General features: G+C 36.5%; 10 protein-coding genes. 4 read left to right on the forward strand and 6 right to left on the reverse strand.

The window, feature by feature from the left end:
* Nucleotides 1-9: 9 nt before the first annotated feature.
* The 4 genes from V3595_RS04435 to V3595_RS04450 all read left to right on the forward strand — a co-directional run bounded on the left by V3595_RS04435 (nucleotide 10) and on the right by V3595_RS04450 (nucleotide 5,253).
* Nucleotides 10-1,476, forward strand: coding sequence for a lipopolysaccharide biosynthesis protein (locus V3595_RS04435; protein ID WP_485905541.1), 1,467 nt, complete (start codon nucleotides 10-12; stop codon nucleotides 1,474-1,476).
* A 118-nt stretch (nucleotides 1,477-1,594) separates the two neighbouring features.
* Nucleotides 1,595-2,971: a UDP-glucose dehydrogenase family protein gene (locus V3595_RS04440; RefSeq protein WP_485905542.1), complete on the forward strand. Its 1,377-nt coding sequence runs from the start codon at nucleotides 1,595-1,597 to the stop codon at nucleotides 2,969-2,971.
* Nucleotides 2,946-3,977, forward strand: coding sequence for a GDP-mannose 4,6-dehydratase (locus V3595_RS04445; protein WP_485905543.1), 1,032 nt, complete (start codon nucleotides 2,946-2,948; stop codon nucleotides 3,975-3,977). Before V3595_RS04440 ends, V3595_RS04445 begins: the two co-directional genes overlap by 26 nt.
* Before the next feature lie 352 nt (nucleotides 3,978-4,329).
* Nucleotides 4,330-5,253 carry a hypothetical protein gene (locus tag V3595_RS04450; protein WP_485905544.1) on the forward strand — a complete coding sequence of 308 codons (924 nt, stop codon included), beginning with the start codon at nucleotides 4,330-4,332 and terminating at the stop codon, nucleotides 5,251-5,253.
* Between the two features lie 170 nt (nucleotides 5,254-5,423).
* On the opposite strand, the gene V3595_RS04455 is transcribed toward V3595_RS04450, so the two are convergent.
* The 6 genes from V3595_RS04455 to V3595_RS04480 form a co-directional block, all read right to left on the reverse strand.
* Nucleotides 5,424-6,965, reverse strand: a complete 1,542-nt coding sequence (locus tag V3595_RS04455) for a hypothetical protein (RefSeq protein WP_485905545.1) — start codon at nucleotides 6,963-6,965, stop codon at nucleotides 5,424-5,426.
* Nucleotides 6,966-7,070: 105 nt separating this feature from the next.
* Nucleotides 7,071-8,117 carry a glycosyltransferase family 4 protein gene (locus tag V3595_RS04460; RefSeq protein ID WP_485905546.1) on the reverse strand — a complete coding sequence of 349 codons (1,047 nt, stop codon included), beginning with the start codon at nucleotides 8,115-8,117 and terminating at the stop codon, nucleotides 7,071-7,073.
* 5 nt (nucleotides 8,118-8,122) lie between these two features.
* Nucleotides 8,123-8,926, reverse strand: coding sequence for a glycosyltransferase family 2 protein (locus V3595_RS04465; protein ID WP_485905547.1), 804 nt, complete (start codon nucleotides 8,924-8,926; stop codon nucleotides 8,123-8,125).
* On the reverse strand, nucleotides 8,904-10,124 hold the full coding sequence (locus V3595_RS04470) for an O-antigen ligase family protein (RefSeq protein WP_485905548.1): 1,221 nt from the start codon (nucleotides 10,122-10,124) through the stop codon (nucleotides 8,904-8,906). The genes V3595_RS04465 and V3595_RS04470 overlap by 23 nt, the downstream gene beginning before the upstream one ends.
* A complete protein-coding gene (locus tag V3595_RS04475; RefSeq protein WP_485905549.1) occupies nucleotides 10,105-11,571 on the reverse strand; it encodes an oligosaccharide flippase family protein in 1,467 nt (488 codons plus the stop codon). The genes V3595_RS04470 and V3595_RS04475 overlap by 20 nt, the downstream gene beginning before the upstream one ends.
* Nucleotides 11,572-11,588: 17 nt before the next feature.
* Nucleotides 11,589-12,581, reverse strand: a complete 993-nt coding sequence (locus V3595_RS04480) for an NAD-dependent epimerase/dehydratase family protein (protein WP_485905550.1) — start codon at nucleotides 12,579-12,581, stop codon at nucleotides 11,589-11,591.
* Nucleotides 12,582-12,599 lie beyond the last annotated feature (18 nt).

Here is a 12,599-nt window from a genome sequence, read left to right on the forward strand (position 1 = left end):
GGAGAATTCATGACTGAAGATTATAAACTTCATAGTAATGTTGCAAAGGCAACAAAATGGTCAACTTTAACACAAATAGCAGTAAAGATAGTTACCCCTTTAACAACAATGATTTTAGCAAGAGTAATTACTCCGGAAGCTTTTGGTGTTGTAGCTACTGTCGTATTAATTACCACTTTTGTTGATATGTTTACTGATGCAGGGTTTCAGAAATATTTGATTCAACATGATTTTAAAAACGAAAATGAAAAGCACAAATACGCAAATGTGGCATTTTTAACGAATTTCGCTATTTCTCTCATACTATGGGTAATTATTATTTTGTATAGTGATCAGCTTTCATCATTAGTTGGAAACCCAGGCTTAGGTAATGTTATTGCGGTGGCTTGTATACAACTGCCCCTTACAGCTTTTTCAAGTATACAGATGTCTCTTTATAGACGGGAATTTGATTTCAAGACGCTTTTCCTAGTAAGAATGATATCATTGTGTGTTCCGATTTTTATAACATTGCCATTAGCATTCTTAGGATTAAGTTATTGGTCATTAATTATTGGAACAATATGTATGGAAATTTCTAACGCAGTTGTTCTGACAATTAAATCTAAGTGGAAACCAAGTTTATTTTTTGATTTGCAAATTTTAAAAGAGATGTTGTCATTTAGTATTTGGTCATTGATAGAAGCGATTTCAATTTGGATGACAACTTGGATTGATGCATTTATTATTGGAAGTTTATTAAGTGAGCACTATTTAGGTATTTATAAAACTTCAACAACTATGGTCAATGCACTAATGGCTATTGTCACAGCTTCAACGGTTCCAGTCCTATTCTCTGCTTTGTCTCGTTTACAAAATGAAACAGAAAAGTTTAATAAAATGTATTTTAAAATGCAAAGAGTGGTATCCATTTTTATATTTCCATTAGGCGTAGGGATATACCTGAATAGTGATTTAGCAACTCAGATATTATTAGGTAGTCGTTGGAGTGAAGCGAGTAACGTAATTGGAATATGGGCGTTAACCAGTGCAATTATGATAGTGCTTGGTCATTTTTGTAGCGAGGTTTACAGGGCCAAAGGCAGACCAAAGCTATCATTTTTAGCTCAGTTACTTCATTTAATAGTTTTAGTCCCTGTTTGTTTTATTAGCAGCAAATATGGTTTTTGGACATTTGTATATGCACGATCTTTGATACGAATGGAATTTATATTGGTACATTTTATTTTTATGAAGTATTTTATAGGCATTCCAATTATAAGGACCTTAAAGAATATTTTCCCTACAGTTGTATCAGCTGTAGCTATGGGGGGGATTGGAATTTTACTGCAAAAATTTAATGATAGTTTAATATGGAATTTATTTTCTATTTGTGTATGTGTTGTATTTTACTTTTTGATATTATCTTTGTTTTCGAATATGCGTAGTGAAATAATAGGTTTAGGTAAAAAATTTGTAACAAATAGAAATCAATAAGGTAGAATTTAGCATAGAATGTGTATTTATTAGAAGATATCTTACAAGGTATTATTCTTGAAAATACCAATTTAATATCGTGGTTATTCATATATTCACATGAGAAAGGAAGTTAACAATGAACAAAATAGCAGTAGCTGGAACAGGTTATGTTGGTTTAGTGGCAGGAGTATGTTTTGCCGAAGTTGGTCATCAAGTGACCTGTGTAGATATAGATGAAAATAAAGTAAACGTAATGAAATCTGGGATTTCTCCTATTTATGAGGCTGATTTGGAAGAATTAATGCAGAAGAATTATGCTGCTGGTAGGATTGATTATACAACAGATTATAAATCAGCCTATAAGGATGCTGATGCTATCTTTATCGGTGTCGGTACTCCAGAGCAGGCAGATGGTTCTGCAAATCTTTCATACATCGCAACAGTCGCTAGGCAAATTGCTGAATCGGTGGAAAAGGATTGTCTAGTCGTCGTGAAATCAACGGTCCCGGTTGGAACGAATGATAAAGTCGAGCAGTTTATACAAGATTTTTTAGTTAATGATGTAAAAGTGGAAGTTGTATCGAACCCGGAATTCTTGGCACAAGGTTCTGCTGTGCATGATACACTACATGCCGAACGAATCATTATCGGAACGGAAAGTAAATGGGCTGAAGAACTTATGCAGAATATTTATGAGCCGTTTCATTTACCCGTTGTTTCAGTTAATAGAAGATCCGCAGAAATGATCAAGTATGCCTCCAATGATTTTCTTGCTCTTAAAATCTCTTATATGAATGATATAGCCAACCTATGTGAACTTGTTGGTGCGGATATTCAGGATGTTGCTAGAGGGATGAGCTTCGATAATCGTATCGGAAGCAAGTTTTTAAATGCAGGTATAGGTTATGGCGGTTCGTGTTTTCCTAAGGATACTAAAGCATTGGAGTACCTGGCAAGGCAAAACGGTTACGAGCTTAAAACAGTCAAAGCTGCTATTGATGTGAATAAGGACCAAAAGACGATGCTATATAAAAAAGCTAGTAAAAGACTCATTACGTTTAACGGTCTGAAAGTAGCGGTACTAGGATTGACTTTTAAGCCTGGTACTGATGATTTAAGAGAAGCTGCATCTCTTGAGAACGTGCCTTTATTATTAGAGCAAGGAGCCGATATCTATGCTTTTGATCCTGTTGGAGCAGAGAATTTTGCTAAAGTGTATCCAGAAGGTAAGAATGGCAAAGGCAGTATCACGTATGTTACGAATATAGAACATGCCTTAGAAAGTGCAAATGTCTGTTTTATCTTTACTGAATGGGGAGAAGTGAAGGCGTTAACGCCAGAAACATATAAGACGTTGATGAGAACACCTTTAGTATATGATGGAAGAAATATCTATAGTGTTGAAGAAATGCAGGAAACAGGGGTAGAGTATCACTCCATTGGAAGAAAACCTGCAAGTAGAGAAACAATAAAGGAGTCGAAACAAGTTGAATTACAAATCCCTAGATCCTAGTAAAACATACCTAATCACTGGAGCGGCAGGTTTCATCGGTTTTTTCTTATCAAGGAAACTATTAGAACAAGGCTGTAATGTGATCGGTGTTGATAATATAAATGATTACTATGATGTGAAGCTTAAATATGCTCGTTTGGAGCAACTTAAACCTTATGAGAAATTTACCTTTATCACAGGTGATATTTCTGACAAAGCGATCATTACCAATATCTTTGAAGAGTATAAACCTAATATCGTAGTAAATTTGGCTGCCCAAGCGGGAGTTCGGTACTCGATAGAAAATCCGGATGTTTACATTCAAAGTAATATCATTGGTTTTTATAACATACTTGAAGCTTGCAGGCACAATCCTGTGGACCATCTTGTATATGCATCATCGAGTTCTGTTTATGGAGCTAACAAAAAAGTTCCATTTGAAGAAACGGATTTTGTGGACAATCCTGTCTCACTTTATGCATCGACTAAGAAATCCAATGAATTGATGGCCCATACATACAGTCATCTATATAATATTCCAGCAACTGGACTCCGTTTCTTTACGGTTTATGGGCCTATGGGACGACCGGATATGGCCTACTTTGGATTTACTGATAAGTATTTTGCTGATGAACCAATTAAGATCTTTAATAATGGTGATTTTGAAAATGATCTATATAGAGACTTCACCTACATTGATGACATAGTGGAAGGAATTGAGCGGCTCCTTTCCAATCCTTCAGTTGAAGAAAATGCTGTTCCTCACAAAGTATTTAACATAGGAAACAACAATCCTGAAAAGTTGATGGCTTTCATTGGAGCTTTGGAGAAATGTTTAAGTAATGCTCTAGGTAAGGAGATAGAATTTGATAAGGTTTTCGAACCAATCAAACCTGGAGATGTACCTGCCACTTATGCTTCTACTGATTTGCTGCAGAAGGCTGTCGGATTTAAACCGGAAACTTCGATAGAAGAGGGTTTGCAAAAATTCGTAAATTGGTATGTGGAATATTATAATAAAAAGTAACAATAGTAAATTGATAAATGGTATTAAAAAGATTTTTTTGGATGCTTGACCCTAAGAATTTTCTAAAGATTAATAGAGGCAAAGAGTGTTTTTGAAAGCTCTTTGTCTTTTTTATTAACTCAAAAAGGGATTCTTCTATTATTATATATACCTCGTGATATTCCTACACTTCCTTCATAATTGAAGCCCACAAACATTTCAGTCATAATTTGTTAAATTGAAACATTCTTTAGCTGTCTGTCTTTTTATATTAATAGTTACTTAAACAAGAGTATTATGCAAAAATTGATGGGAGACTCTTATCTCCTATAGGAAACACCTAAATTAAAAACTTAAAAAAGGATGGAATTTCATGAAAAAAATCATAGGTTTTTCCTTCTGTTTTTTGCTAATTGTTTTCTTCATTTTTCAGCAGAAACATTCTCTATCAAATCACAAAGAAAAGATATACGTTGAAGATTTTAAAGGGGCTAATGATTCTGCGAAGATTCAGGCTGCCATTGATCATGCAAAGGCCAATAAGTTAAAGACGGTTATGCTAGATGATAGGGAGTATTCGATTTCATCACCAATCAAAGTTAGGAAAGGTGTTAAGCTGCTATTTGGATACGGAACGAAGTTCATTGTTGAGGGGAATTTCAGGGTGCTTGAGCTTGAGCAGAATGCTTCCATTGAAGGTGCTTATGTAGTGATAAATGATGCTGAATTTAGTTCAGAGGTCATTTACTTAGATGGAAAGTATAAATATTATAATACCTGGAACAAAACGCAAGTGACGGATGTAAATATCATTAACTGGTCTGAGAGTCATCAGGGTACAGGGATATCTTTATATGCTAGCGGTAAAGAACATGAGATTTCTTTCGTGAACTTTGAAAATGTCAAGGTTGCAGGAATGGAGACTGGTGTAAAGCTAATAGCTGAAAAACCGTCTTCTGGTAAGGCCTGGATCAATGCTAATCGTTTTTTGAATCTATCATTAGAAGATTGTGTGAATATGATTTACATAGATAGTAACTCTACCGTACCGAATGAGGTTAGTGGTAATCAATTTACCAACTTACAGATACAGCCTTCAGGCAAAACAAAGAGCATTTTGAAGGTAAATGGGCAATACAATAAGTTTGAGGGAATGGCTTGGGATTTGGACAAAATCACACTTCAAAACGATGTTATTGAACTTAAGGATAATAGTATGGGCACTATCATTGAGATCCCGTCTCTGCCTATGAGTCGAATCGCTGACAGAGGTCAGGCCAATATCTTGAATCAATAATAAAAGTGAAAAGGGTGATTAGCTAATAGATATGCACACACCCTGTAATATAATTTGGAGATAACATTAATAACCATTAATTAACTGGTACTATTGATCTTTAACCATGGGGAATAATCCTTTCCTCTTTGGATAAAGAGTATATATGCCGGTTTTTTTATATTTCATAGTCATAGTTTTGTAGTGATAATTTGACCTTGATCATTAATAGTCACTTTCCACTTAGTTCCGTTTGGTGAAGCCATTGTTACCGCTTTCCCTTTTTGGAGTTCTAAATCTCCATATAATGTTCCGCCTGTAGTCGGCAGCCAAGCTGCACCTTGCTGTAACGATGATCTTGCGAAGATCCGATTAATTCGGAATCGTTTGTGCTCTTGTGTATACCCGCTTAACGTCAGTCTAATTTTATACAGTGTTTCTGCTCTTGCTTCTGAGATAACAGTGTTACCGGCATTAAATGGGAGATTTTTAGCTGTGATCCATGGTCCATTTAAGCTTTGTTGATATTCAATTAATACTCGGCTGGGACTTTCATTCCATCCAAAATAAATACCAAAGCAATTTAGCATTTTAATAGGCTGTTTGGTAAAATCCAATTCAATCACAACCGGTTGGGAACTAGGGACATCGAGGTAATTTACACTTTGCTCATCGAGTAAATTGAAACAGTTATTGATATTTCCTCCATAAGGAGCCTTTCCAGAAAGCTGACGTACAGCGTAGCGGACGTTTGCATTTACTAGGATATCGTCTTGATTCCCGACCAAATGGGCTTTTCCTAAGGCAAGAGGTGGATATACTTGGAGCGATTCTTCATGAGGAGATGTACATCGATTGTATTGGCCGCGATCAAGGATGGATGTGGATACCTGATTCGAGCTTAGGTAGTTGTGATGGGATGCGGAGGAGAATTCAATGACGAGCGGAGGATCGTCCATTCGGTAGGTATCCCATATGATGCCTTCAAATATATTATAAGCACCTGAGCATCGAATGACTTTTTTCGTTTGTTTTCGGCTTTGAACTTGAATTCCAGTAAAGGTGTTGCCGGAAATTTCGTAAGGTAGATCACTGCTTCCGACAATCTCGATTCCGTACTGGCAGCCATCTATGAAGATGGACTCGAAGGAGTTGGCATTAATCCAGCATGGGGTATCTACATTTACTAGTTTTTCGGTTTTTAAATAGAGTGCTGTATGGAAGTTTGTAATTTGGAGGGAGCTTGCTTTAAAGAAACTGATGAAATCCCAAGCTTTGTTGCAGTATAGATGGATGGCTATACCTTGATATGTTGTTGTACGGTTTATAATATTGATATTTGATATAGCTGTATGATTATGGATTTCAATTTGCTGCGCCCCGGAAAGGAAAATGACGGATGAATTGAAGCTAGTATCGACTACTTCAATCGTCCCGCCGGAGAGGGAAGCATCCTTCTGAAGCTCAAAAACCTGGAAATTACCTTTAACGATTAATGTTATCGTCGGATCAATTTCTAGATGGACATTTTGCTTAATGATAATAGGGGAGGAAAGGGTATATTGTTTCTTCCCTGTAATAACAACTTTAGAGTAGTTATTATCTACACAATAATCAATCGCTGCTTGAATGGCTGGTGAATTGTCCGCTAGATTCGGATTGGCGCCAAAACAATCGATATTAGCAACATCCCTGTTCTGGCAATCCTCAGGGAGGTTGAGTGGGTCTGCCATATATAACACTCCTTTTATGGTGATGTTATATAGCATATGCTTGTCCAAAAAAGTATGTATAGGTATAAAAAACAAAAACAAACGAGGTCATCGTTTGTTTTTTGTTCATTGATAGGTTTTCAGTGTAGAATGAATCATATTCGAGAGGGAGAAGGATTCTTCTACTTTTTGTCTTGCTTTGCTTCCCAAGCGTTGTCTTAAATCCACATTATCTTGAAGCGTTTTTATTTGTTTGGCAAATTCCTGTTCTGAATGTTGTGAAATGAGAATCCCGGTTTCATGGTCCACAACCGCCTCTTTAATGCCGCCTACATCGACTGACATAATTGGCGTTCCTGCGGCCATCGCTTCCAGGACGACCATTGGAAAAACTTCTCTAAGTGATGTTAAAAGAAGTAAGTCCATATTGCATATAAATTCATACGGATTGGAGGCATTGCCCAGTAGCATCACTTTATGGCGTAACTTTAAGTCTTTGATCATTTTTTCTACAAATTCCCGCTCTGGTCCATCTCCAGCAATATAAAACATCACATTAGGAACATCCTTTAACTCATTAACGATTTTCAAGAAAAGTTCATGATTTTTCTCTTTTGATAAGCGGGCTAAGATTCCCACATTGAAGGTTTCTTTAGGCTGTAATTGTTTAAAAGAAAAGTGCTCTACATCTACGCCATTGTAAATCGTCCGAATAAGCTCCTTCCTAACACCAAGCTGAAGTAAGTTATCTTTTTCAAAATTACTGACCGCAATGATTTGTTCAACATGCTTATTCAGCACCCTTTTAAATAGAAAGGGCATCTTTTTTTCTAGGATGGTTACATTATGCTTGGTATAGACTAGCTTGATATTTCTTCTGGTCAGTTTCTTGATGGCGATCGAGTATAGCAGCATTCGTAAACTATTGGCATGAATGACATCGATGTGTTTTAAGCTGACTTCTTTAGTTAGTATTTTAAGATTGGCAAGGTGATTCTTTAAGCTTAAAGGAATAAATTGTTGTTTGTTATGAATTTGCTTGTACAATTCCCCAGTCGCAGCAGCAGAGTAAAACGTCATGTTTTCATCCTGGAGATGGTTTTCCAATTTGCAAAAATACATCTCAGCTCCGCCTATTATGAGTTTATCTGTAAGTAGCAGGACATTGTTCATATACCTTATTTCCCTCCATTTAGTAAAGAGGCAGGCTGTGAACCTCTGTTTTTGTTGTATGCGTTATAGGCGTATTTGCTAAAATAGAAGTTAGCTTTTACAAAGTTTAATTTTTCCTGGCTTCGTAACAGTTTCCAATATCGGTAAGCAGCCTTAAATTTATTTCTTGAAGTAGAGTTACTTACAATCCGATATTTGGATAACACTTTCGGTAAGCCATGCGCTTTATATCCTTGTCGTAACAGTAACAGCCATAATGCAGTATCCTCAGGCTGAATATCGGGCATTTCAATATGCTTGATTTGCAGCCTATCCAGCATCACGGTTAAACAGCCAATTGTTGTATTTCCAATCAGATGCTTATAATCCACCTCTTTAGGTGCATTTACTTCAATATCAAGAGACTTTCCTTCTTCATCTATTAAAGAATAGGAGGTGAAAGAGAAAGCAAGATTTCCTTTTTGCATAAAAGTGACTTGTTCTTCCAATTTAGTTGGGAGCCATAGATCATCACTATCAAGAAACGCGATATATTTTCCATGGGCTTCTTTAATGGCTATATTTCTTGCACGGGCAGCTCCGACATTCTTAGATAAAGGAATAAGTCTGATCCGTGAATCGTGCTCTGCATAGGATTTAATGACAGAAACAGAGTTATCCTTTGATTGATCATCTACAATGATCATCTCCCAGTTAAAATAGGTTTGATCTTGGACAGTTTTTATCGTTTCAGTAATAAAAGACGAGCTATTATACGAGGGAGTTATCACGGAAACTAAAGGACTGTCATCTTTTTTGCTGTAGGTCATTACATTCCACCTCTTTTTTCTCATATACCGAAATATATTTTAAAGTTAGTGCTAAAAAGGAAAAAAATGCTTCATTAATCATGAGTGAAAGGGACATCATCTGTATTAAGAAAGCAAAAAGAGTAAGCACAATGAAGGGTTTTTCTTTATGTAATTTAGTCTTGAATAAAGTGATGATAAGCATTAATAAAAAGGAAAGGTAAAAAAGAAAACCAATGATTCCAGACTCTACTAAAACCTCGAGATACGTATTGTGAACATATAGCTTTTCATTATGCTCGAAAGCGTAATAATCGGAAAAATTAAAAGCGCCAATGCCAAAAAGGGGATTTGACATAAAGTAGTTGATCGCCTGCCCCCATAATTCAAACCTTCCGCTGCCCCCATCAGTTGAAAAGTCAGAAATGCGGCTCGTGACGATTTCATTGAGATCTATATTGATAAGAGATCCAGCAACATATATTACCGCTAAAAATAATAAGGAAACAGCTAACATTTTGATTTTTTTTGAGAAATTAGCTAACAGCATGTACAAAAAGACCACCAGTACAAGCGCTAAAATTCCACCTCTTGAAAAAGTAAGAAGGGAAGTAATCATACATAGGAGGAATCCAATAGAATGCTTTAATCCCTTTAAATTGGTTAAATAATAGGAAAAAAAGATTGTGTTAAAAAAAATGAAGATGTTTGGGTCATCCAGCAAACCGATTAATCTTGGGTAATCCCGGTCCAATAATAATCCATATGATGTAATCTCAACACCTGTTGGAAATCTACCTGTCACCCTTATGCCGATGATGTACAATAATAGGCTAATGACGTTAAAGATGATACCGACATTTGCAATCGATTTCTCAATTGCACTTAGCGTTGTTAGCTCCAGTACAAATCTCATGATGAAATAACAGCCAAGTACGAGTATCACTCCTAGGATGACCCGAATGCTCGATTCAGGATACTGAGAAAACGCGCCGCTCAGACAATAGGTGAAATAAAATAAAAGCAAAAGGATTTCATAATGATAAAGGGTATGGAAATAAAAATCCCGAAAATGAATGCAAAAGAAAATGGCTAGAAATATCATGTAAATTTTTAAAGAAAAACCGATGGAGATATTATATTTACTGAGCGTAATAAAAAATAACAAGAGAAAGACTGACCATATAGAGGTGTTTTTATTAATTAGCAATCTTTCCATTCTCTTTTTGTCTCCCATCTTGTAAATGTTCGGTAGCAGGTTTCTTTTTAATAAAGCCAACGATTAATTGCTTGATGCTCTTATCGAGCAGTAAAATTAGAGCAGTGACGAAAATGATGGTAGAAATCATGGCTATAAAAGGATACTTGGATAATAAGTTTTGCATCAGGATGAAACTAATGAAAAAGAAGGTACCATACGGCAGGATAACCTTGAAGAATACCGCTCTTTTTTCTGGGTTGGCAGCGACATAGCCAATGAATGAGACGATTTCCATGGTAAGGACGGCAAAAGCTGAGCCAGCCACTGCATAGTTAACGCTCATAAAATAGAAGGAAACCAAACCAACGGTGATGGTTATAAACTGGACAAATGTACGCCGGTTCTGTAATCCCCTTGTCGTGAGACCGTCAGCAATGGCAATGTTAAAGCCTTGCAGAACGATTATAAAAGCCAATATTTTTAAAGGCTGAACCGCAGATCCCCACTCAGCTCCGAATAAAATGGTGACGAGGTAAGTGGCCAAGTAGAATAAGGTTATAGTCATGCACATACCGATATAGGACATGATTTTCATTTGCAAGATATTTAATTTTGTGTGTTCTGCAAGCTCACCTTGGTTGTATCGCTTAAATAAAAGCGGAAAAAAAGCGCCTGCGATGACCCCTGGTATTTGGTATAAAGCAGAAGGAATCCGATAAGCTACTGCAAAGAGACCAACAAGCGCTAAAGGCAGTGTTTTTTCCAGCACCAATGGACCCAATTGTGGGGTTAGCATAATAAATAACCCACTGATTAAAAACGGACTAAGATTCGTTAATAATTGTTTTTCAAAAGGAGACTTCCATTGTATTTCCGCTTTTTTCAGCAGTAAATAAAGGCTGTAAAATCCACCGGCTAAATAAGAGAATCCATATAAAAAGGCTGCTAGATGAACATCCACTTTTAAGCCCATACTCACCGTGGTGGAAAGTATTAACGCAAAAGAAGAGAAGATTTTTATCGACGCGATGAATTGCATCCTTTCAGTTAATTGGAAATAGGTTATTCCAATACTTTGCATCGCCAGGCCAATGACCATCGGGATCATTAGACTATAGATCATATAAAGAATTTGTTGTTCTTGATAAAGAATCCTTATGCCGGCAAAGAAAACAAAAAAGATCAAAAGGGAGCAAACAATCCGAATCTTAATATAGGAAGAAAACGTTCTTCCTAAGTTTTCCTTTTTTGAACCTTCCCTTAGAAAAGTATTACTTGTCCCGAGGTCCGTGAAAAAGTTCATGACCATGGCAAGAGCCAATGCCACACTGAAAATTCCATAGTTCTTTGAGTTAAAATAATTTGCTAATAGAATGAGCGTGGCGGCATTAAGAACATTAGATAGAATGGTACTGTAAAATAAATGGACAATATTTTTTAAAATAGAGTTCTTCTTTGTATTCACTTTATTCGCTCCCGATTTTATGACGATAAAGTCGTTGGCTTGAGTAGTGGTGCTGATGAATGAATCGTCTTTCTGTTTAAAGAAGGCTGATTTTGGTTTAAATAATATTCATATGTGCTCGCAAGACCCTGTTCAAGTGAATGAGCGGGGTGCCAACCCAATTTTTGAAGTGTCGTTTTATTACAGAGTAAGCTTTCTTTGATATCACCATTTTTCGCTGGCTGATAAATAGGAGATAAATCATGGCTGCCAAATGATTGAATAAGCGAGAATAATTGATTGATGCTTGTACTGGTGGTTGATGAGACATTGAAGGTGCCGCTTCCTTCAGATTCCAACGCTTTCAAATTGGCATCGGCTACATCTTTAACATAGATGAAATCCCTTGTTTGAGTGCCGTCTCCATAAATGACGGGCCGCTCATTTTTAATCACAAGATTAGTGAAGATCGATATAACACCGCCTTCGCCGCTAGCTGTCTGTCTTGGTCCATATACATTGCTGTATCGAAGATTCACATAATTTAAATCGTATAATTCATTTGCAAGCTTTAGATAATCCTCGGCCGTTTTTTTTGATGCACCATAGGGTGATAATGGAGAAGTAAGATGTGATAATGTGATTGGCATAACATCGGCATCTCCATATACAGCTGCTGATGAGGCAAACACGATCTTTTTAACGGCATATTTGTGAGAAAGCTTAACGATGTTTATCGTTCCCATGATATTGATCCGTGCATCATTCGTTATATCCGAAATGGATTGTTGTACACTAACTTGTGCAGCTTGATGAATGACATAGTCAGGCCTAAATGTCTCCATCGCATTTTCAAGTTGGACCTCATCTTCAACATTTCCAAAGAAGGGAGTGACTTTGGCCTGGACATTCCCGATAGATCCGGTGGAGAGGTTATCATATATAGCCACTTCATAATTATTACGGATTAATGTATCGACAATATGAGAGCCAATAAATCCAAAGCCCCCAGTTACTAGTACTTTATTCATTTTTCACTACCCCTTTTT

Origin of the sequence: Bacillus sp. CFBP9009, from assembly GCF_036541465.1 — a bacterium.
Lineage (GTDB): Bacteria > Bacillota > Bacilli > Bacillales > DSM-1321 > Peribacillus.